Below are 21,879 nucleotides of genomic sequence, written 5' to 3' on the forward strand. Positions count from 1 at the left end.
CGTCAGCAGCAATCATAGGGCCGGTGCCAGCGGTCAGGCCGTGCACACGGTGCTTGATGGCTGGGCTTTTCACGCGCTCCAGTTGAACGGCGTGCGTACAATGGGAATAGTGCGGACGGGTACCGGGTGATTGACACCGGTCCGGTATCGGTTTCAATTGAGGGACCTCTGAACACGACTTGGCCAGAGGTTCCTTAAGCCTTTACCGCATTGAATAGAGATTCAGACGATCGACCATGCCCAGCATCGAGTTACTTCTGCTCTTCTTTACAACTTCCATCCTGCTTGGTTTGGCGCCCGGACCGGACAATCTTTTTGTCATGGCGCAATCCGCCCAGCACGGGCGAAAAGCGGGTCTGCTGGTGACCATCGGGTTGTGCACAGGATTGCTGGTGCACACGTCCGCGGTGGCGTTTGGGCTGGCGGCGATCTTTCAGGCCTCCGCTGTGGCGTTCACGGTCCTGAAGTTCGTCGGCGCAGCGTATCTGCTCTATCTGGCGTGGCAGGCGTTCCGCTCGTCGGCCTCCGATGAAGGTGCGGCACTGGTGGGTGGCGTCAACGTGCGCAGACTCTATGTTCGCGGGATCATCATGAATGTCACCAACCCCAAGGTGTCGATCTTTTTCCTCGCGTTTCTTCCGCAATTTACCGACCCGGCGCAAGGTCCTATCGCGCCGCAGGTATTGCTGCTCGGGGGGCTCTTCATCGTCGCCACCATACTGGTGTTCGGGTCGATCAGCGTGCTGGCGGGAACCATGGGTTCGCGGTTCCGGCGCTCGGCGCTGGCGCAGAAGGCGTTGAACTGGATTGCCGGTTCCATCTTTGCGGGATTGGCGGTAAAGCTGGCGATATCTGAACGTTGATGGCCGATCGCGCGGCCTGGTGGGTTATACGGGCATGGCTGTGGTCAGCTTTTTGAAATCCATGCTGACCCGACCCTTGGCACCGAGCCGCAGCAGCGCGAAGTGGCCGTGGTTCAGTGCGCCGGGCGCGATAATGTAGCGGGCCTGAGGATCGAACGTCAGGCTGGACAGATCTTTACCGGTCAGTTTGTTGATGGTCCCGTTCGGTGTTCGCACGTACGCCACGGGAACCTCAAGGTGCCCACAGACCACCCGACGTTTATTTCTGACCTCGAGCCTTTTAAAAGCCTTTTCGATGGTGTCGTCGCCAACCCGATTCAGCAGATAGTGATCGGAATCGTCCTTGGACGAGCCGTAGAAACCATGCATGAAGGTGATGTCGAGCTGACGGACATGGATGCGGGTGCCGGTCCCCGTCTCGCCGGTCGGGTAGAGTCGGTGCTTGAACATCATGTCGAGGATCTCGCGATAGCGTTCGTCGGCAACACGATCGATATTCTGGTAGGTCTGGTACTCCCTGGCGCCGGCGATCAGCAGGAACTTGCGATAGAACTTCAGCGAGTCGGGATCGCTGCGGTGCGCGAGACGCGAGTAGGTATTCTTGTAGACGCGCAAACTGAGCGATTGCTCCAGCGAGAGGTTGCCCAGAAAAATGAACTTGCAGGCGTAATAGGAGCGAATGAGGCGCCCGAACTCATCGATTGAGAGGCGGTCTGAGTTTCCGGCAACCAGGGTTTGGGCAATCTGATAGGTCTGCAACGGCATAAAATCCTTTTCGTCTCGACCGATACAATACTGGAATCCGTCGCCGGGGCAAAACCCGGTACGGACATGGGTGCGATCAGCCGAGGAGTTTCTCCAGCTGTCGCTTCAATCGATCCTTCTGCGGTTGGGCTTGCTGGAAGATGGCCTCAAATTTGTAGAACTCCAGGACACGCACATCGCGAATCTCCGGCCGGATGTAGATGTCGGGCGGCCGATGGCGCATCTTCTCTTTCAGGACGGTGCTTTGCAGGATCTGAAAGGCTTCGAAGGTCGCCTCCAGATAGGAGGGGATCGGGTCTTCACCGGGTGTACGCAGACCGATGACATCGACGGCGATGGTGAGGTCACAATCCTGTTGTATCAGGTCATAGGGTACGGGATTCACCAATCCGCCATCGACCAGCAGCCGATCGCCGATGGTGACCGGGGCGAACACGCCGGGCAGTGCCATGCTGGCCTGTACGGCAGGCATCAACAGGCCCGAGTCGAATACGGCGGCCTCGCGGCTCCAGAAATCGGTGGCGACCACCTGTAGCGGGATCTTGAGCTGGTCGAAGCGCTCGACACCCAGCGTCTCGTCCAAGAAGGCGATGAATCCGTCGGGATTGAGCAGGCCACCACGGCGCAGCTCGGGCAACAGAAAATCGAGCCAGCGCAGGCCGCTCTCGCCGGAAAGCGCGTCGATCCACGATTCGTTCTCCGACACCGTGAGCTGATCGATCAGTGCGCGGATTTCACGCCCGCTTTTCCCGGCGGCATAGAGCACGCCGATGATCGCGCCGATGCTGGTGCCGGCAATGCGATAGGGCTTGATCCCCAATTCATCCAGCACCTCCAGCATCAATACGTGCGCCAGGCCGCGCGCCCCACCCCCACCCAACGCGATGCCCACCCGGTCGCGGCGCGGTCCACGACTGCAGGCGGTCGGGAACAGCGCAGCGCAGCCAAGGGCGGTTACGAACTGGCGGCGGGTGAGATTCATGAAGTTTCGACTCGTCAGTATTGGGTCAGATCGGCGCCTGATCCGTCACCGTTCGTTTGCACCATCGTTTTACGGTGTGATCAGTACTTCGACGCCGCCAATGGTACCCGTCAATGATGAGTGATTACTGTACCCAGGTTGGGTTAAACGACAAGCGGCGCTCGGTTCGAGGTGCGCGCTGCAACGGGATCGCCTCGCGCCTGAGGTGTCGGGGCGAATCTCACCATGTCAGCGTGAACAGGAACTCGCGAAGGAGGCTGCTGAAATGCTCCGGTTGCTCGAGATGCGGGGCGTGCCCTGATTCATCGCAGCCTCCGTCGCGCCCCTGGGGCAGCTGCTGCAACCAGAATTCCGCCACGGCGGGTGAGTAGAGGCGGCTACGTTTTCCCCAAACGATCAACGTTGGCAGATGCAGCGTGGCGAGCATCCGCTCGTAGTGGTGTTCGCTCAGGGAGCGCCAAAGATGCACCAGCGTGTCGGCGTCGTTGGTCTGCAATTGCTGCAACGCCCATCTGCGCAGCGTCGGGGAGGTGGTCTCCCATCTGGCGAACAGGTTTTCGGCAGCGGCGTGGGAAAAGCGGCGCCAGTCGCGACGCATCAGCGCCATGGAGCGCTCGCTCATGGCGGCATCGAACCCCCCTTTTAGTCCGAAGTGCCAGGTGTCGTCGTTGAGAATGCGGGGCGACATGTCTTCCACGATCAATCCACTGGTTCGTTGTTGGCCCTCTTGGCGCAGAGACTCCAGGCACACCAAGGCACCCATGGACCAACCAGCGAGGCAGCTCTTTTCGTCGGGCAACAGGTGGTCGAGAAGCTCGTTCAGATCCCGGGCGAGTTGTGGAAGCGTGGGTCGGTCCCCCTCCTGGCGGGAGAACCGGTGGCCGCGCAGGTCCGGAACGATCACGCGGAAATCGGAGGCAAGCTGCAGTGCCGCGGCCTCGAAGAACCCCCCGTGCGCGGCAAATCCGTGGACGAAAACCAGGGCCGAGCCCGATCCGTACTCCTGGAAGTAGAGCGGGTGCCCGTCGCTGGTATGCAGGATCGTCATGACTGTGAGCGGTCTCCAAATCGGGGTGTCAGGGTCGGAACAGGCGGCAAGCCGGCAAATCGGAAATATTGGGGCCTGGGGCTTGACGTTGACCGTAAATCAGCCTAAATATGACACATGAGTCATGTTTCAGTTAATTGTTAGGCGCTATGACCGCTCCCGTCAAGAAACCAAAGACCGCCCGTGGGCAACGCACCTTGCGTAATCTGCTCGATGCCGCCGCCCTGGAGTTTGGCAGTAAGGGTTATCACGATGCTTCGGTGGCTGGTATCACCAGCAAAGCGGGTATCGCGCAGGGTACTTTCTATATCTACTTCAGCAGCAAGGAGGAGATCTTTCGTGAACTGGTACTCGATCTCGGACGCACGCTGCGTGAGGAACTGAGCGCCAACGTCGCCGGAGCTCCAGATCGATTGACCGCCGAGCGCCAGGGTTTGGGCTATTTCATCCAGTTTGTGCGCGATCACCCACACCTCTACCGGATTGTCATGGAAGCGCAGTATGTGGACGAATCAGCCTTCCGCAAGTACTTCACAGATTTCGCCAGCGCCTACAGCGTCAAACTCCAAAGAGCGTTGGTACAGGGCGAGATCCGATCCGGCCCCACCGATGAGCGTGCCTGGGCGTTGCTGGGTATTTCGCTTTTTCTCGGGCTGCGTTATGGACTCTGGGGACACGAACGCCCGGTCGACGAAGTGGTCGATGCCGTGATGGATCTGGTGGAGCATGGTCTGCGCCAACCTCCCGAGCAGGGGGTGGCGCGTGACTGAGGAGCCGCTGGTGGCCATGCGCGTCGCGGGTGGAGTGGCGTACCTGACACTCAATCGCGCCGGGCGTCACAACAGCCTGGTGCCTGCTTTCCTTGAGGAACTGCTGGATTGCCTCGGTGCGATACGCTCGAACACCCGGATCAACGCTGTCGTGTTGGCGGCGGCAGGATCGAGTTTTTCGACGGGCGGCGATGTGCGGGAAATCCAGCGGCAGGGATCAACGATCGCCAGCTACGCCGAACGTTTGGTCGGGTTGCTCAATGAAGCTGTGCTCGACCTGTTTGATTTGAGGGTGCCTCTGATCGGGCGTGTGCAGGGGCCGGTAACCGGCGGCGCGCTCGGTCTGGTGCTGGCCTGCGATCTGGTGGCAGTGACACCGCGGGTGTTTTTTGCCCCCTACTACGTGGAGGTCGGCTTCAGTCCCGACGGCGGTTGGACCGCCTTGCTGCCCGAGCGTATCGGCAGCCACCGAGCGGGAGAGATTCAGCTCCTCAATCGTCATGTCGGCGCCGTCGAGGCGGTGGCATTGGGGATCGCTGATTGCGTGGTCGAGGATGGTGCACTGGATGCGCAAATCGATCTGTGGTTATCCAGCCTGCAGAAGAAAAGCGGTGCCGGCTTGCAGGCGACCAAGCGACTCTTGCTCACGCCGCAAAGGCGCGCGCGCTATGCCGCAGCCCTGGAGGAGGAGCGCAAAAGTTTCGTAACACAGGTGGGCAGTGAAGAGGCCCGTCGCGGCATGGCCAGATTTCTCGACCGACGCCTGGCCTGTTAAGCAGCGAAAAGGGGAGCGGTTCAAGCGCCATGTTTTCATTGTTCGATATTGCCGCCAAACGGGCCGAGCTGATGCCCGACAAAGTGGCACTGGAAGAATTGGACAGCGGTCAGCGCATTACCTATGCCATGCTGAACGAGCGCGCCAATCGTTTCGCCGAAGCGCTGCAGCGATTAGGTATCGAACCGGGGGAACGCATCGCGATACTGTGTCACAACATCGCCGCCTTCTTCGAGATTCTGTTCGGCTGCGCCAAGGCGGGTGTTGTGCTGGTGCCTTTGAACTGGCGCCTGACACCCGCGGAACTGCGCCCCCTGCTCGACGATTGTGGCGCGCGACTGCTGTTCCACGATGATGCGACCGCGTCGCTGGCCGCCGCGCTGCTGCAAACGCATCCCCTGCCCCAGTATCGCGTTCTGCCACACGGGGCGGCGGTAAGCGAGGGGAGCTATCAGGCGCTGCTGGCCGCGGGTGTGGGCCGCACCGAATGGCGCGATCCCTGGCCGGTGGAGGGGCTTTGGTACATGCTCTACACCTCGGGCACCACGGGCGTTCCCAAGGCCGTGCTGCAGACCTTCGGCATGGCGCTGGCTAACGCGATCAACATCGGCCAGGCCATCGATCTTACGGGTCGGGATGTGACGCCGAACTATCTGCCGCTGTTTCATACCGCCGGCATCAATCTCCACACGCTGCCAACCTTGATTGTCGGCGGTAGCGTAAAGGTAATGCTGAAATTCGACCCTTCCGCCCTGCTGAGGCTGATCGGCGCAGGCGAACTGACCGCGCTTTTGGCGGTGCCCGCCGTCTACCAGGCGATGAGCCTGCATCCCGACTTCGAGCGTACCGATCTGCATCGTGTTCGCGCCTGGTCTGCGGGAGGCGCGGCGCTATCCGAGGGCCTGCTGCAGCTCTACGCCCGGCGGGGTGCGCGAATCTGTCAGGGTTATGGCATGACCGAAACCGGGCCGACGGTGTTCCTCATGGATGAGGCGAGCGTCGAACGCAAACCCGGCTCTATCGGCAAGCCGCAGCTGCTCACGCGCGTGCGCATCGTCGATGACGAAGGGCGTGATGTCGCGACGGGCGAAGCGGGCGAGTATCTGATCAAAGGCCCGAACGTAACCCCGGGTTATTGGAACCGGCCGGAGGCAACGCGCGAGGCGTTGGACGCCGATGGCTGGCTGCACACCGGGGATGTGGGGCGCTGCGATGAGGAGGGCTACTACTATATTGTCGATCGCATCAAGGACATGTACATCTCGGGCGGGGAGAATGTCTATCCCGCCGAAGTGGAGCGCGTGCTGCTCACCCATCCCGCTGTCCTCGAAGCGGCAGTGGTTGGAGTTCCCGACGAACGTTGGGGAGAGGCTGGCTGCGCCTACCTGATACCGAAGCCCGGCCGGCAAATTGATACGGCGCAGGTTATCGCTTTTGCCCGGCAATCACTGGCTGCCTATAAAGTGCCCAAGTCGATACGCGTGGTAGAGGATTTCCCGCGCACCCCGGCCGGCAAGGTGCAAAAACACCACTTGCGTGTGCAGAACCAAACGGTAGAAGACGCATGAACAGCGCAAGACTACCGGCCGCGGGCACCCGCATCCAGCTCGAACGGGTATTTACCCAGGCCGACTTCGATCTTTTTGCACGCCTGAGCGGTGACAACAATCCGATCCATGTCGATCCTCACTTTTCGGCTACGACCCGTTTTGGGCGCACCGTTGCCCACGGCATGTTGCTCTACAGTGCGCTGTGGAGTGCGATCGGGACGCGTTTCCCCATGGTGCGGCAGATCGAACAGCAGTTGATGTTTCCAGCGCCCACCTACGCTGAGGATCCGATGCTGCTGGAGATCGAGGTGAGCGGCTACCCGACGGCTGACCGATGCGCCCTGTCGATGCGTGTGCGCCGCGCGATGGACGATGTAGTCACCCTTGAAGGCACGACGGTGATCGAACTGGATGAGGCGGGCCGATGAACATTGGTGACCGCGCCCAGGTGCAACGTGTTTTCGATCGTCAGGTGCTCGCCGAGTTTGCTGCTTTGACGGGCTCGAAGGCGTCACCACCTGATCACGTCCCCGAGCCGCTGATCGCGGGATTGTTCTCTTACCTGCTGGGCGCCGAGCTTCCCGGTTTCGGCACCAACTACATGAAACAAGCGTTGCATTTTCACGCTACCGCCGAGGTCGGCGAATCATTGACCGCGTCGGTGACGATCACACGCCTTCGCCCCGACAAGGCTTTGGTCGATCTGTCCACGCGTTGCTCGGGCACGGGCGATCGCTTGATCTGCGAAGGCCGGGCGCTGGTGCTGGTCAAGGATGTGGGGCGGGCAAATCCCATCAACCCCGGGAACAACGGGGACCAACAATGTAGGACTACCGAGGCAAGAGGAGGTTGAGCATCATGAAGAGCAAGGTACAACTTTTGAAGACGATCATGACTGTCGGCAGCGCGGCCGTGTTGGCGCTGGGAATAAGCGGCGCGGCGCAAGCCGCAGGGGATCCTTACAAGATCGCCCACATCTATGGTAAGACCGGACCGTTCGAGGCCTACGCTGCGCAATCGCACCGCGGTTTGATGTTGGGTCTGGAATTCGCCACCGGCGGGACCATGATGGTCAACGGACGTAAGATCGAGGTGATCGAGAAAGATACCCAGCTCAAACCGGATCTGGGTAAAACGCTGCTGGCGGAAGCCTACGGGGATGACGGCGTGACGCTGGCGGTGGGTCCGGTCTCCTCGGGTGTTGCCTTGGCGATGCTGCCGGTGGCCAAGGAGTACGAGAAGGTGCTGATCGTTGAGCCCGCGGTGGCGGACTCCATTACCGGTTCGGACTGGAATCGTTACGTCTTTCGCACCGGACGCAACTCCTCGCAGGACGCTATCTCCAATGCGGTTGCCCTGGGCAAACCAGGAACCGTGATTGCTACCCTGGCCCAGGACTACGCCTTTGGTCGCGATGGTGTTGCCGCCTTCAAAGAGGCGTTGGCGGGAACCGGTGCCAAGTTGGCGTTTGAAGAGTACGCTCCGCGCGATACCACTGATTTCACCGCCTCGGCCCAACGGATCTTCGATGCGCTGAAGAACGAACAGGGGCGCAAGATTATCTGGGTAATCTGGGCGGGTAAGGGCAATCCTTTGGGTAAGCTGAAAGCGCTGAATCCCGAGCGCCTGGGCGTCGAACTGGCTTCCGGCGGGAACATCCTGGCGGCGATGGCGGCTTACAAGGAGATACCCGGTATGGAGGGGGCAACCTATTACTATCACGAAATCCCCAAGAATCCCGTCAATGACTGGTTGGTGAAGACTCATTATGAGCGTTTCAAAGAGCCACCGGATTTCTTCACCGCCGGTGGTATGTCGGCAGGTATCGCCGTAGTCGAAGCGCTGAAGAACGCACCCTCCGGCGAGAGCGAAGCGTTGATCAAGGCCATGGAAGGGATGGTTTTCGAAACGCCCAAGGGCAAGATGATGTTCCGTAAGGAGGATCACCAGGCGCTGCAGTCCATGTATCACTTCAAGATCCGCGTCGATCCTGATGTCGCTTGGGGCATACCCGAGTTGGTGCGTGAGTTGAGCATGGAAGAGATGAAAATCCCGGTGCGCAACACGCGCTAAGCGGCGACGCCCGGCCCTTGCGGGCCGGGCTTGTCCTCACGAATTGATACGGACGAACTCAGTGGCCGATCATGAACAGCCGACGTTGCAGACCGAGGAGCTGACCATACGCTTCGGCGGTCATGTGGCTGTCGAACGCGTCAGTTGCGATTTTCATCGGGGTTCACTGACCGCCATTGTTGGTCCCAACGGCGCGGGCAAAACCACCTACTTCAATCTGATATCGGGTCAACTGTCCGCCACGCTGGGGCGGGTCCGCCTGTTCGGTGAGGATATTACCGGGCTGGGTCCCGCTGCCCGCACCCAGCGCGGCATTGGTCGCGCATTCCAGCTCACCAATCTCTTTCCGCAGTTGACGGTGCTCGAGAATGTGCGCCTCGCGGTGCAGGCGCGCAAGGGCGCGGGAAAGCGGCTCTTTTCCCTGGCCGTCAATCAGCGGGAATTGGTCGAGCAGGCGGAACACTGTCTGGCGCGCACGGGGCTGTTGGATAGAGCGGGTGATCAGGCTGCAGCGTTGCCACATGGCGATCAACGCAAGCTCGAAGTCGCTGTTCTATTGGCCCTGGAGAGCGAGGTGCTGATGTTCGACGAACCCACCGCCGGAATGAGTGTCGACGAGGTGCCGGTGGTGCTGGAACTTCTGCAGCAGATCAAACAGGACGCAGGCAAAACCATACTGCTGGTCGAGCACAAAATGGACGTGGTGCGATCGTTGGCCGACCGTATCCTGGTGCTGCACAACGGGCGGCTGGTAGCCGACGGCGATCCGGAGACGGTAATCGCTTCGCCCATCGTCCAGGAGGCCTATCTGGGCAAGGCGATGGCGAATGGATAATGCGATGCTGACGCTTTCCGATGTGCATACGCATATCGCCCAGTACCACATCCTGCAGGGCGTGAACCTGACGGTGCCGCGCAATGGCACCACGATGCTGTTGGGCCGCAACGGTGCGGGAAAGACCACCACCATGCGTACCATCATCGGTCTGTGGAGGGCCTCGCAGGGTGCAATAAACTTCGATGGGGAGGAGATCACCAGCACCGCCACGCCCGATATCGCACAACGGGGTATCGCGTACGTACCCGAAAACATGGGGATCTTCTCGGACCTCAGTGTGCGCGAGAACCTGCTGCTCGCTGCTACCAGTGGCGCTATCGACGAGCAGCGGTTGCAGTGGCTGGTGGGCATCTTTCCAGCGCTAGGGACTTTTTGGAACAGCCGGGCGGGAAACCTGTCGGGTGGACAAAAACAGATGCTCGCTATCGGCCGTGCCGTGATCGAACCACGACGGCTGATACTGATCGATGAACCCAGCAAAGGGCTCGCTCCCGCCATTGTCAATGCCTTGATCGAGGCTGTGCTGGAACTCAAGGCGATGCAAACCACCATCCTGATGGTGGAACAGAATTTTCACATGGCCAGTGCGGTCGGCGATACCGTGGCGGTGATGGATGATGGTCGCATCATCCACTCCGGCACCATGGCGGAGCTGGTCGATGACACCGCGCTCCAGGCGCGCCTGCTTGGCCTTAGCATGGATTCGCACCAATGAACGAGACGACGTTACCGCCGGAGGCGGTTTCCTGGCGCGAGCGCCTGGGGCCGTATCTTCCCCACCTGATCGTACCGATCGTGGCGTTGCTGGGTTTGATGCTGATGGGTAATTTCCCAGCCTGGGCAACGCTCACCATAGCCGGCATTGCCATGGGCATGATGATCTTCGTCATGGCCTCGGGGCTGACGCTGGTCTTTGGCTTGATGGATATTTTGAACTTCGGCCATGGTGCTTTTATTTCTCTGGGCGCTTTTGTCGGCGCTAGTGTGCTGCTTGCCCTGACGGGACTGACCGGCAGCACTTCACTGCTGGCCAATCTATTGGCGATCGGCGCGGCCTTGCTCGCGGCAGTGGCGGTCAGCGGCGCACTGGGTTTTCTCTTCGAGCGGGTCATCGTGCGGCCGGTCTACGGAGCGCATCTGAAACAGATTTTGGTCACGATGGGTGGACTGATCATCGCCGAGCAGTTGATCCATTTGATCTGGGGTCCGAATGCAATACCCCTGCCGCGCCCAACCGCACTGCGCGGTTCGTGGAGCTTCGGTGAGGTGGTGGTGGAAAAGTACCGCATGGCCGCGGTGATGCTCGGCCTGGTGATCTTCGCGGCGCTGCATTGGGCGCTGGTCAAAACGCGCCTGGGGTTGTTGATTCGCGCCGGGGTGGAAAATCGCGAAATGGTAGAAGCCATGGGCTATCGCGTGCAGCGCCTTTTCGTGCTGGTGTTTGTCGCCGGCTCGGCACTGGCTGGATTGGGTGGAGTGATGTGGGGACTCTATGACGAACTGATTACCGCACATATGGGCCTGGATATTCTGATCCTGATCTTCATTGTCGTGATCATCGGTGGGCTGGGATCGGTGCAGGGTTGCTTTGTCGGGGCGTTGCTGGTGGGTTTGATGGCCAACTACACCGGTTATCTAGCACCGAAAATCGCTCTCGGTTCTAACATCCTGCTGATGGTGGTGATCTTGATGTGGCGGCCGCAGGGCTTGCTTCCCGCGGCGAAGAGTTGAAGGGCACCGATGATGCTGAAGCTTCTGCTTTCACACGATCTTCCCCGCAGCCGAACTTTGTCGCTGCTGTTGATTACTGTGCTGATTGGATTGGCGCTGGCGCCTTTCCTTTTCCCCGGTACGCGCGCGCTCAATACTGCCGCTACGATATGCATCTTTATCGTGTTGGTGGCGAGTTACGATCTGCTGCTCGGTTACACCGGCATCGTTTCGTTTGCGCACACGATGTTCTTCGGCATCGGCGCCTATGGCGTGGCATTGACGTTGGATGCGTGGGGTGCGACGTGGGGCGTGGTGCTGGTCGGTACACTGATTGGGCTGGTGATCGCGGTGGCGCTGGCGCTGGTGATCGGTCTGCTGTCACTGCGCGTGCAGGCGATCTTCTTTGCCATGGTAACGCTGGCATTTGCCAGCGCCTTCCTGATTCTCGCCTCACAGCTTTCCGGATTGACCGGCGGCGAGGATGGCTTGAGCTTTCAGATACCGCGAGTGCTGACGCCAGCGTTCAAGTTGCTGGACGACCCGCTCTTTGGGGTACGGATCACCGGCAAGATCCTCGATTACTACCTGATTTTCTTCTGTTCGGCGGTGCTGTTTGTGCTGATGCTGCGCATGGTCAACTCGCCCTTCGGCAGGGTGCTGCAGGCGATTCGAGAGAATGAGTTTCGTGCCGAGGCACTGGGGTATCGCACGGTCTACTATCGCACGATGGCCAACTGCCTCTCAGCCGGTGTCGCAGCGTTGGCGGGTGTGTTGATGGCGTTGTGGCTCAAATACACCGGACCGGATACCACGCTGTCGCTCAGTATCATGATCGACATCCTGTTAATGCTGGTGATCGGCGGAATGGGTACGATGTACGGTGCCGTGCTGGGCGTGACGCTTTTCGTGCTCGCCAAGAACTATCTGCAGAATCTGATGGGTGTTGCGGCCGAGGCGCTGGCCGCTGTGCCACTGCTGCCGCTGATCGTTCACCCGGATCGTTGGTTGTTGTGGCTGGGTGTGCTATTCATTCTCAGCGTCTACTTTTTTCCTACCGGCATTGTGGGCAAGCTGCGCAAAGCGTCCGGCAGTGGTCATTGAGCCGATGCCGGTTGGGCGGATGCAGGAGGCGCAACGGGCAGAGGGTCGGATCTTGTCGGATTTCATTCCTCAGCCCGACCTGAGTGGGTACAACCCTCAAGCCCGCGACATAAACACCCCGGTAGTGGTGTTGATCTTGATGCGTTCGCCGGTGGCCAGGTATTCGGGCACCTGCACCACCAGCCCGGTCGGCAGGGTGGCCGGTTTGTTGCGCGCCGCGGCGGTAGCGCCTTTGATGGCGGGGGAGGTGTCGATCACCTCCATCACCACGGTGGGGGGAAGCTGGATGCCGAGGAGTCTGCCGTCAACGATCAGGGCGTGGAGCCCCTCCAGTCCGTCGCTGAGGTAAGGCAACTCGTCGCTCAGGGCCTCATCGCTCAGGGTGTGCTGCTCGTAGGTTTCGCTGTCCATGAAGGTACAGCCGTCGGCGTCGCGGTAGAGCAATTGCACCGGGCGGCGCTCGAAGGCGACCTCGCTCAATACCTCATCGCCCTTGAAACTGGCGGCGAACTTCTGACCGGTGGCGACCGCCCGTCCACGCACCTTGTAGAGGGTATTGCCGCTGCGCGAGGAGGCGGTCTGGACCTGCACGCCGTTGATATAGACGGTGCGGTTGTCCACCTGTATCACCATGCCGCTCTTGAGTTCGCTGGCCTTCATGCTGTGGATTTCGCTGACGAGAACGCGGCGAATGATAACCCATCTCGCGGCTTGCGCCGCTCCTGGCAATAAAGCCGGCGCCTATAGCAGCGGGGTGCGCCGCGAAAACCTCTCAGGAGAGGTCTAGCGCGTGGCTTTTCAGATCAACGAGATCCACTACCTCGAGGGCCTGCCGGTGGGTGGCGCGCAGAACGACCTTGGGTGCCCGCCCGTACTCCAGCGCTTCCTTCCAGCGCGCCGCGCACAGGCACCAGCGATCGCCGGGCTTGAGTCCGGGGAATGCGAACTCAGGGATTGGCGTGCTGAGGTCGTTGCCGCGGAAGCGGCTGAACTCCAGGAATTCGGCGGTCACCTGGACGCAGATCGTGTGCTGACCGGCATCGACCGGGAGGTAATCGCAGCAACCCGAGCGGGTGAAGCCGGTCATTGGGCGCGTGGAGCAGGTCTGCAAAGGCTCGCCCAGGACGCTGATCTGTTCTTGCTCTTCCTCATCCATTGATGGTCACCTATTTGTTCGACTCGTGGGCAAAACGCTAGTCGAGACTGGCGCATACTGCAATGGCGCCAGCGGGAGGGGGCGTAGGGAGCGAGGTGATCGGGGTGCGATCTCTTCGTGTTGGCGATGAACGCTCACGCCTCAGGGTATCTGAAAACGACCGCCTCCGGGCATGCCGCCGGGTCCACCGATACCACCCTGGCCGCCCTTGGGAACGACGATCTGGGAAGCCGCCTCGCGGCGCAGCTCCTCCAGCTCGCGGGCGGTGCGCTCCACGGCGACGTTGGCGGCGGCGCTGAACTTTTCCGCCGCCTCCCCCAGAGATCCTGCCTCGATCTCGAAGGCGATGGGCATCGCCCCCATGGGGGTGAGGATCTGCGCCTGGCCGATGTAGAGCACGGGGCGCGCCGGGTCGTCAGAGCCATCGATCTGCACCGGGGTGAGCCTGCGCAGGGTGCCGGCGCTACGGTCGGTGAAAGTCTCCTCGCGATAGAGCTCGGCCGGGTTCATCTTGAGTTCAGTGGTGGTGTTATCGGGGTTCATACCAGTATCCATTGTGCAGTGTGATTTGAGCTGCAACAGGGTAGCAGATGACGCCGTACCTTTCCCGCACGGTCCTAGCCGCGATACCAGCAGCTCGGCCTGAGCGCGGCGCGCTGTCGGGCGGCATCGGTGCAGAGCCAACGCAGGTGGGGAGCAAGCTGGTGATTGGCGCGGTGGTTGCAGAGCGCGGCGGCGCGATAGGTGTCAAGCCGGCACTGAGGGTCTGCCGACAGAAAGCGGGTTGTCGCTACCGTGTGCGGACTCCTAGAACCTATCTCGGGCGGGTGGCTCCCTATGCGCGTCGCAAAGTAGTTGCTCAACGCTTCGCCGGCCATGATGATCCGCAGACACAGATAGGCTTCGTCATTTGTGTCAAAGGCGGAATCGCACTCAATCTCCAGGCGGCGGGGTATCGGTTGCATGGCTGTGGCGGCATGGTCCGGCAACAGTGGCAGCAGTCTGCGCAGACACTCCGAGGCCGCGAAATAGTCGGCTTGCCCTTCGGCGGAGAAGCCCCATCGTTGCGGTGGTCCGGCCAGATGATGGCCGATTTCGTGACACGTGATCAGCGCGAAGGCGTCGCGGGTTATGGCCGGATCGCGTGCTATCCCGCCGGTGATGCTGATCACCGCAATCCTGCCGATCGGATCTTCCTGCTGCGAGGCGGAGGCGTGGCGTTCATCGCGATGCCAGTAGCCCTGAAGTTGCAGACGCAGGTTGCGCGCCAGGAATTCTCCCCGGTAAACCCGTTGCGCGAGGTCCAGCGTCTGATGGAAGGCGCTTTCGCTGATGGCGCCAGCGACAAGGGTCGGCGCGAGGCCGGCTGCCAGCACTCCCAGAAGTGCCAAAACGTGACAGATCGAAGCCTTCGCGGATCGCATATGGGCCTCCTGCGCGATCCTCCCCACCCCTGAACTATAGTAGGAAATGAGCCAGAGGCGGGTAGCGCGGCAACGGAAGCGATGAAGCGGTGATGAAAGATGCTGCGGGATCGGCCGGTCTACTGATCCCAAATGCGCCAGAAAAACCATAGTGGCAGGAGGTTGCATACTGCTGCGTGAAACGAGCCGGAGATTCACCGTGAACATAAAGAAGATTGGGGTTGCCCTCGTAATCGTGGCCTTGGTGGTCGCGTTTTTCGTTTTCGACCTGGGGCAGTTCTTCACGCTCGATTTCTTTAAATCGCAGCGCGAGGCGATCCTGTCTTACTTCGAATCCAACCCCTGGCAGACCGTCGGCATTTACTTTCTGCTCTATGTGGCGGTAACGGGCCTGTCGCTACCGGGCGCTGCGATCATGACGCTTGCCGGTGGCGCGATATTCGGTCTGTTGTGGGGGACGGTGATCGTCTCCTTTGCCTCGACCATCGGCGCGACCCTGGCCTTTCTGGTTTCGCGTCTCCTGCTGCGCGACTGGGTGCAGGGGCGCTTCGGCGATTCGCTGCGCACCATCAACCGCGAGGTGGAGAAGGATGGCGCTTTTTATCTCTTCACGCTGCGCCTGGTGCCGGCTTTCCCCTTTTTCGTGATCAACCTGGTGATGGGGCTGACACCCATCAAGACCTTCACCTTCTACTGGGTGAGTCAGGTGGGCATGCTGGTGGGCACACTGGTCTACATCAACGCCGGTACGCAGATCGCACAGATCGAATCGGCGGCGGGTCTGCTGTCTCCCGGCCTGTTGGGCTCGTTCGTGTTGCTCGGCCTGTTCCCGCTCATTGCGCGCAAGGTGATCGAAAAACTCCAGGCCCGCAAAGCCTTGAAGGGCTACACCAGACCGGCGCACTTCGATCGCAACATCGTCGTGATAGGCGCGGGTTCCGGTGGTCTGGTGGCGGCCTATATCGCTGCGGCGGTCAAGGCAAAGGTGACGCTCATCGAGAAACACAGGATGGGCGGCGACTGCCTGAACACCGGCTGCGTACCTTCCAAGGCGCTGATCCGCTCCGCCAAGTTTGCCGCGCAGCTGAAGCGCGGTGAGGAGTTCGGTTTTGCTCAGGTGCAGGGCAAGGTCGACTTCGCCAGGGTGATGGAGCGTGTTCAGAATGTCGTCACCGATATCGAACCCCATGATTCGATAGAGCGCTATACCAGGCTGGGCGTCGAGGTGATTCAGGGCGAGGCGAGAGTCGTCGATCCCTACACCGTCGAGGTCAACGGTCAGCGCTACACCACGCGCAACATCATCGTTGCGGCGGGGGCGCGGCCGTTCGTGCCGCCGATTCCTGGTTTACAGGAGGCGGGGTATCTTACTTCCGACAACGTGTGGGATCTGCGCGAGCAGCCGCAGCGCCTGGTGGTGTTGGGCGGTGGCCCGATCGGCAGCGAGCTGGCCCAGGCGTTTGCCCGGCTCGGCTCCCAGGTGACGCAGGTGGAGATGGCGCCGCGCATCATGGGTCGCGAGGATCCGGAGATCGCCGCTGCGGTGCAGGCGAAGTTTATTGCCGAAGGCATCGATGTGCGCGTCAATACCAAGGCCAAAGAGGTGCGCGTTGAAAACGGCGAGAAACTGTTGATCGCTGAACACGAGGGTCAGGAGGTGCGTGTCCCCTTCGATCAGATCCTGGTGGCGGTGGGGCGTGCGGCAAACGTCACCGGCTACGGGCTGGAGGAATTGGGTGTCAGGCTCACCGGGCGCAAAACCATCGAGGTGAACGCGTTTCTGCAGACCAATTTTCCCAATATCTACGCCGTGGGTGATGTGGCGGGACCGTATCAGTTTACGCACACCGCCGCGCATATGGCGTGGTACGCGTCGGTCAATTCGCTGTTCGGCCGTTTCAAAAAGTTCCGCGTCGATTATTCGGTGATTCCCTGGGCCACCTTCACTGATCCCGAAGTGGCACGCGTTGGGCTCAACGAGACCGATGCCAAAGCGAAGGGCGTCGAGTACGAGGTCACCACCTATAGTATCGATGATCTGGATCGCGCCATCACCGACGGCGAAGCACACGGGCTGATCAAGGTGCTCACGGTACCGGGCAAGGACAGGATCCTCGGCGTCACCATCATGGGCGACCATGCCGGCGATCTGATAACAGAGTATGTGGCGGCGATGAAACACAAGATCGGACTCAACAAGATCCTCGCTACCATCCACATCTACCCAACCCTGGCGGAAGCGAATAAGTATGTTGCCGGCGAATGGAAGCGCGCCCATGCGCCGCAGCGCCTGTTGCAATGGGTGGAACGCCTGCACGCCTGGGAACGGGGCGGCGTTGGCAAAAGGGAGTCCGAAACCGGTCATTCATCGCCCCCTGGTTTGGAGGCCAAACGGTAGCGCTCTGGTTTTAGGCTTGCGCTGCGCGGGAGCGCGGTGAGTATACTGTGTGCACCATCGCCCCGCCGCTGGGCAGGGCGCCTTCCCACTGCATTCGGACCCGCGCATGGCTGAAATTACCGCCGACCCCTCCCTGGAGAATCTCCGCGATGTACTGGAGTACATCGATCAAGGCATCACGATGTTCGATGCCGATTTGCGCCTGGTCGTCTGCAACCGACGCTTTCTCGACATGATGGATTACCCTGCCGAGATGGGCAAAGTCGGAACGCCTTTCGAAAGGTTTATGAGAATTAATGCCGCTCGTGGTGAATATGGCGAAGGTGATGCCGAAACCCAGGTGCGCGAGCGACTCGAGTTGGCGCGTCAATTTCAACCCCATCGTTTCGAACGTCAACGACCGGACGGCACCATGCTGGAGGTTATCGGACGCCCGCTGCCGCGCGGCGGATTCGTCACCACCTACACCGATGTCACCGAGCAGCGGGCCGCAGCGGATGCAATTCGCAAAGCCCGCGACGAACTGGATCTGCGCGTCGAGCAGCGCACTGCCGAGCTGCGCCAGCGTGAAAAGGATCTCGCCGAACAGACCGAGGCCCTCAGTATCACCCTGGAACACATGACCCAGGGAATCACGCTGGCTGATTCCCAACTGAAGCTGAGGGTATGCAACCGGCGTTTTCTGGAACTGATGGATTTCCCCGAGTGGATGGGCGAGACCGGAACGCCTTTCGAGGCGTTCATGCGCCACAATGCCGAACGCGGGGAGTATGGTGCAGGCGACGTCGAGGCCCAGGTGGCCGAACGCGTGGCAATGGCGCAGCAGATGCGTGCGCATCGTTTCGAACGGGTGCGCCCCGATGGCACGGTGCTTGAAATCACGGGTCAGCCGTTGGCGGGGGGTGGTTTTGTCACCACTTATACGGATGTTACGGAAAACCACCGCAGCCATGAACGGCTGCATGCCATCCTGGATACCAGCCCCTTTGGCTCGGTGATCTGGCGCCTCTCCGATCAGCGCATCATCTACAGTAATCAACGCTTTGCCGCCATGTGCGGACGCACAGTGGATGACTTGCTGGACACGCGCATCGTCAACCGGCACCGCGCGCCGTCCGATGCGGAACAGTTGATCGAACGCTTTCGCGCCGGCGAACCGATACGCGATGTGGAGATCCAGTTCCGCGGCCCGTTCGGCGATGCCTTTTGGGGCCTTACCACCTTCGAGCACTTCGACTATCAGAACCAGGGCTGCGTCCTCGAGTGGGTCTACGATTTTACGGAATTGCATCAGGTACGCACGACGCTCGAGCATCTCGCCCAGCACGATCCATTGACAGGACTCGCCAATCGGCGTTTGTTGCAGGAGCATCTCGATCGCACATTGGCCGGAGCTGCCCGACGCAACGGCATCGTGGCCGTACTGTTCATCGATCTGGACGGGTTTAAAGCGCTGAATGACAAGCATGGGCACGATTTCGGAGATTGGGTGCTTAGCGAAATGGCTGCGCGCCTGGAGAGTGCATTGCGTCGCAGCGATCTCGCCGCACGCATCGGTGGCGATGAGTTCGCGGTGATACTCGATGATCTGAAGGGAGTCGGGGATGCTCAGGCGATGGCGATTCGTCTCCTGGAGACACTCTCCATGCCCTGCATTCGCAATGAATTGACCACGCAGCTCGGGGCAAGCATCGGTATCGCTCTCAACGATTCCGCGGAAGCGGATGCGGAGACCTTGCTGCGCTTCGCCGATCGGGCAATGTATCGGGCCAAACGGGAGGGCAAGGGGCGCTGCCTGTTCTTCGACGCGGAGTTCGATGGCGACATGCAACCATGACCACCTTGAGCCGCGCGGATCGTGCTTGTGCTTATGCAGCGAAGGGCGCACTGCGACAACATCCAGTGCTGCGGCGATGCCTATCGGCATGGGGTGACACGGGCTAAGGGGAAGGGTGGTCGAATGGCGATGGCATGGAGCAGCCGCACAGTGGCGGCATTGTGTTTCAGCTTTCTGCTTGTTGGCTGTACAACGCTCAACAAGTCGGAGTGTCTGCAGGCCGATTGGCGCACCATTGGACTGGAGGATGGTGCGCAAGGTCACCCGCTCACCCGTATTGGCGAACATCGCAAAGCGTGCGCGCAATACGGTGTACGCACCGATCTGCCGAGCTATGAGGCCGGTCATCGTGAGGGCGCGCGGTTGTTCTGCATTCCCCGCACCGCCTATCAGCTGGGTCTGCGCGGCGGCACCTATCATGGTATCTGCCCCGCGGAGCACGAGCGCGATTTCGTCGCCTACTACCAATCCGGCCAGGAGGTGCGTCGCTTGCGCCTGGAGCTGAATCAGGAGCGCAGCGTGCTGGGTGAGATCCAGGCGGGACACGCGGCAAACGAAAGCGTTATAGCCACCAGGGAGTCGCTGCTGGTCGGTGAGGGATTGACCCGGCGTCAGCGTCTAGTACTGCTCAATGAGATCAAGGTGTTGACTGAAACACGTGTGGCGCTGGAGGCGGCGATCAGCGGACAAGAGGCCGTTATCGAGCAGCTGGCGGAGACCATCGCTCGCCGCGAACTCACGTTCTAGCGTCCAACCGGCCCTGACACTCCCGATGCGCCCGGGCGAATGGACGGGCGCTGTTGGCGAGGCGTATAGTTCACGACGCTTTTTGCGTTCTATGACGCATGCATTTGTCTTATCGACTTCTTAGCGGGGTGAACCCTTGAACGTGGTTCACGGGCTTCATTTTGACAATCTGCGCGGCGATCTCTTCGGCGGTATCACTGCTGCGGTGGTCGCATTGCCGTTGGCGCTGGCCTTCGGCGTGGCCTCCGGTGCCGGCCCGGTGGCCGGGCTCTATGGTGCAATTTTCGTCGGTCTTTTCGCAGCGCTGTTTGGTGGCACACCGTCGCAGGTCTCGGGGCCTACGGGTCCGATGACGGTGGTGATGGCCGGTGTCATTACGCAGTATGCCCATAATCCATCACTGGCCTTTACCGTGGTGATGATGGGCGGCTTGCTGCAGATCCTCATCGGCTATCTGCGCCTGGGGCGTTACGTGTCGCTGGTGCCGCTGCCGGTAGTCTCGGGCTTCATGACCGGCATCGGGGTGATCATCATCATCCTGCAACTGCCTGTTCTGCTGGGGCATAGCCCTCCGGGCGGCGGGACCTTGGGCACCTTGGCAGCGCTACCGGAGCTGCTCACTCACCCTCAGTGGCAGGCGGTTCTTTTGGCGCTGGGCGCGCTGGGGATTGTCTATTTCATGCCGGCGCGCCTTAACCGCCTGCTGCCTTCACCACTGGTTGCGCTGTTTGTGGGCACGCTGGCAGCGTTCTTCGTACTGACCGAGGTTCCGGTACTGGGTGAGATACCCAGTGGGTTTCCCCAGCCGAAACTGCCCTCCTTCGAACTTACGCAACTGCCCGGCATGGTCTCCTCTGCGCTGGTGCTGGCTCTCCTGGGCTCCATTGACAGCCTGCTGACCTCTCTGGTGGCGGACAGCATGACCCGTACCCAGCACGATTCCGATCGCGAACTGATCGGGCAGGGTATCGGCAACACGATCGCGGGAATGATGGGTGCCATTCCCGGCGCCGGCGCCACCATGCGTACGGTGATCAACATCCGCTCGGGCGGGCAGACGCCGCTCTCCGGTACGGTGCATGCACTGGCGTTGCTCGCGGTCGTGTCGGGCCTGGGTTCGCTCGCTTCGCATATTCCTCATGCGGTGCTGGCAGGCATCCTGATCAAGGTCGGTATCGATATTCTCGATCGCGACTATATGAAACGGGTTCGCCATGCGCCGCGTTCCGGCGTGGTAGTGATGATGACGGTGCTGCTGCTGACGGTGTTTGTCGATCTAATCACTGCTGTTGCGGTAGGCGTCGTCATGAAGAGCGTTATGTTCGTGCAGCGTATGTCGGAGCTGCAGGCGGAGAATATGCGGGCCGTGATGGGCTCCATGCGCGAGGCGCCGCTCACCGCAGCTGAGACCGAGATCTTCGACCGTGCGCAGGGTCTCATCGCCCTGTTTCACATCAGTGGTCCGCTCAGTTTTGGCGCCGTCAAGGAGATGGCGAGCCGCCTGGCCAGGACCGATCAGTTCGAAGTGCTGCTGATCGATCTCAATGCAGTGCCGCTGATCGACAGCACCGCCGCGCTGGGTATCGAGGACGTCCTGAAGCGTGCCCGGTTGAGCGGCAAGCACGTCCTGCTGGTCGGGCTGCAGGCCAGGGCGGCGCGGGTCATGAATCGTCTCGGGGTGTTCGAACATCTGCCCAAGGGCTACCGTTTTCAAAGGCGCCTGAACGCGTTGCGCAAGGCCGAACAGTTGCTGGGTATCGCTCCACAGCAAGCGGATTCTCCCCTCACCCCGGATAACGCGAAGGCATCCACGGAATCCGACCCGCCGGTCTGAGCGTG

At 60.8% G+C, this 21,879-nt stretch carries 21 protein-coding genes and 1 pseudogene; 15 read left to right on the forward strand and 7 right to left on the reverse strand.

Annotation, left to right across the window (positions count from 1 at the left end):
* Positions 1 to 236: 236 nt before the first annotated feature.
* Entirely contained in the window at positions 237 to 863 is a 627-nt protein-coding gene (locus DWQ09_08925) for a LysE family translocator (GenBank protein KAA3628247.1), read from the forward strand.
* Between the two features lie 24 nt (positions 864 to 887).
* Here DWQ09_08925 and DWQ09_08930 read toward each other — a convergent pair whose 3' ends face one another.
* The 3 genes from DWQ09_08930 to DWQ09_08940 form a co-directional block, all read right to left on the reverse strand.
* Positions 888 to 1,628 (reverse strand): hypothetical protein, encoded by a 741-nt coding sequence (locus DWQ09_08930; protein ID KAA3628248.1) that lies wholly within the window; start codon positions 1,626 to 1,628, stop codon positions 888 to 890.
* Positions 1,629 to 1,704: 76 nt separating this feature from the next.
* The gene (locus tag DWQ09_08935; protein ID KAA3628249.1) at positions 1,705 to 2,610 is read right to left on the reverse strand and encodes a patatin-like phospholipase family protein; all 906 of its coding nucleotides are present in this window, start codon (positions 2,608 to 2,610) and stop codon (positions 1,705 to 1,707) included.
* Between the two features lie 220 nt (positions 2,611 to 2,830).
* Positions 2,831 to 3,658, reverse strand: coding sequence for an alpha/beta hydrolase (locus DWQ09_08940; protein KAA3628250.1), 828 nt, complete (start codon positions 3,656 to 3,658; stop codon positions 2,831 to 2,833).
* A gap of 149 nt (positions 3,659 to 3,807) precedes the next feature.
* Between DWQ09_08940 and DWQ09_08945 the strand changes: the two genes are divergently transcribed.
* The 10 genes and pseudogenes from DWQ09_08945 to DWQ09_08990 all read left to right on the forward strand — a co-directional run bounded on the left by DWQ09_08945 (position 3,808) and on the right by DWQ09_08990 (position 12,478).
* Positions 3,808 to 4,428, forward strand: coding sequence for a TetR/AcrR family transcriptional regulator (locus DWQ09_08945; protein ID KAA3628251.1), 621 nt, complete (start codon positions 3,808 to 3,810; stop codon positions 4,426 to 4,428).
* 16 nt (positions 4,429 to 4,444) lie between these two features.
* Positions 4,445 to 5,203 carry an enoyl-CoA hydratase/isomerase family protein gene (locus DWQ09_08950; GenBank protein KAA3628434.1) on the forward strand — a complete coding sequence of 253 codons (759 nt, stop codon included), beginning with the start codon at positions 4,445 to 4,447 and terminating at the stop codon, positions 5,201 to 5,203.
* Positions 5,204 to 5,232: 29 nt separating this feature from the next.
* Positions 5,233 to 6,771, forward strand: coding sequence for an acid--CoA ligase (locus tag DWQ09_08955; GenBank protein ID KAA3628252.1), 1,539 nt, complete (start codon positions 5,233 to 5,235; stop codon positions 6,769 to 6,771).
* The gene (locus DWQ09_08960; GenBank protein ID KAA3628253.1) at positions 6,768 to 7,181 is read left to right on the forward strand and encodes a hydratase; all 414 of its coding nucleotides are present in this window, start codon (positions 6,768 to 6,770) and stop codon (positions 7,179 to 7,181) included. The genes DWQ09_08955 and DWQ09_08960 overlap by 4 nt, the downstream gene beginning before the upstream one ends.
* Positions 7,178 to 7,531: pseudogene (locus DWQ09_08965) on the forward strand (hypothetical protein). Before DWQ09_08960 ends, DWQ09_08965 begins: the two are co-directional and overlap by 4 nt.
* Before the next feature lie 113 nt (positions 7,532 to 7,644).
* Positions 7,645 to 8,826 carry an ABC transporter permease gene (locus DWQ09_08970; GenBank protein ID KAA3628435.1) on the forward strand — a complete coding sequence of 394 codons (1,182 nt, stop codon included), beginning with the start codon at positions 7,645 to 7,647 and terminating at the stop codon, positions 8,824 to 8,826.
* 61 nt (positions 8,827 to 8,887) lie between these two features.
* Positions 8,888 to 9,661 carry an ABC transporter ATP-binding protein gene (locus DWQ09_08975; protein KAA3628254.1) on the forward strand — a complete coding sequence of 258 codons (774 nt, stop codon included), beginning with the start codon at positions 8,888 to 8,890 and terminating at the stop codon, positions 9,659 to 9,661.
* A complete protein-coding gene (locus DWQ09_08980; protein ID KAA3628255.1) occupies positions 9,654 to 10,379 on the forward strand; it encodes an ABC transporter ATP-binding protein in 726 nt (241 codons plus the stop codon). The genes DWQ09_08975 and DWQ09_08980 overlap by 8 nt, the downstream gene beginning before the upstream one ends.
* Positions 10,376 to 11,395, forward strand: a complete 1,020-nt coding sequence (locus DWQ09_08985; GenBank protein KAA3628256.1) for a branched-chain amino acid ABC transporter permease — start codon at positions 10,376 to 10,378, stop codon at positions 11,393 to 11,395. The genes DWQ09_08980 and DWQ09_08985 overlap by 4 nt, the downstream gene beginning before the upstream one ends.
* 12 nt (positions 11,396 to 11,407) lie before the next feature.
* Complete coding sequence (locus DWQ09_08990; GenBank protein KAA3628436.1) at positions 11,408 to 12,478, forward strand: branched-chain amino acid ABC transporter permease; 1,071 nt, start codon at positions 11,408 to 11,410, stop codon at positions 12,476 to 12,478.
* 96 nt (positions 12,479 to 12,574) lie between these two features.
* Here DWQ09_08990 and DWQ09_08995 read toward each other — a convergent pair whose 3' ends face one another.
* The 4 genes from DWQ09_08995 to DWQ09_09010 form a co-directional block, all read right to left on the reverse strand.
* Positions 12,575 to 13,138, reverse strand: a complete 564-nt coding sequence (locus DWQ09_08995; protein KAA3628257.1) for an elongation factor P-like protein YeiP — start codon at positions 13,136 to 13,138, stop codon at positions 12,575 to 12,577.
* 112 nt (positions 13,139 to 13,250) lie between these two features.
* Complete coding sequence (locus tag DWQ09_09000) at positions 13,251 to 13,634, reverse strand: DUF2237 domain-containing protein (protein KAA3628258.1); 384 nt, start codon at positions 13,632 to 13,634, stop codon at positions 13,251 to 13,253.
* 141 nt (positions 13,635 to 13,775) lie between these two features.
* A complete protein-coding gene (locus DWQ09_09005; protein ID KAA3628259.1) occupies positions 13,776 to 14,177 on the reverse strand; it encodes a hypothetical protein in 402 nt (133 codons plus the stop codon).
* 74 nt (positions 14,178 to 14,251) lie between these two features.
* A complete protein-coding gene (locus DWQ09_09010; GenBank protein ID KAA3628260.1) occupies positions 14,252 to 15,058 on the reverse strand; it encodes a hypothetical protein in 807 nt (268 codons plus the stop codon).
* A gap of 199 nt (positions 15,059 to 15,257) precedes the next feature.
* On the opposite strand from DWQ09_09010, the gene DWQ09_09015 reads away from it, so the two are divergent.
* The 4 genes from DWQ09_09015 (at position 15,258) to DWQ09_09030 (ending at position 21,874) form a co-directional block, all read left to right on the forward strand.
* Positions 15,258 to 17,456 (forward strand): pyridine nucleotide-disulfide oxidoreductase, encoded by a 2,199-nt coding sequence (locus DWQ09_09015; GenBank protein KAA3628261.1) that lies wholly within the window; start codon positions 15,258 to 15,260, stop codon positions 17,454 to 17,456.
* Positions 17,457 to 17,505: 49 nt separating this feature from the next.
* A complete protein-coding gene (locus DWQ09_09020) occupies positions 17,506 to 19,293 on the forward strand; it encodes a diguanylate cyclase (protein KAA3628262.1) in 1,788 nt (595 codons plus the stop codon).
* Positions 19,294 to 19,326: 33 nt separating this feature from the next.
* A complete protein-coding gene (locus tag DWQ09_09025) occupies positions 19,327 to 20,040 on the forward strand; it encodes a DUF2799 domain-containing protein (protein ID KAA3628263.1) in 714 nt (237 codons plus the stop codon).
* A gap of 136 nt (positions 20,041 to 20,176) precedes the next feature.
* Positions 20,177 to 21,874 carry a SulP family inorganic anion transporter gene (locus DWQ09_09030; GenBank protein KAA3628264.1) on the forward strand — a complete coding sequence of 566 codons (1,698 nt, stop codon included), beginning with the start codon at positions 20,177 to 20,179 and terminating at the stop codon, positions 21,872 to 21,874.
* The last annotated feature ends 5 nt before the right edge of the window (positions 21,875 to 21,879 follow it).

The sequence above is a fragment of the Pseudomonadota bacterium genome, assembly GCA_008501635.1.
Classification (GTDB): Bacteria; Pseudomonadota; Gammaproteobacteria; order QQUJ01; family QQUJ01; genus QQUJ01.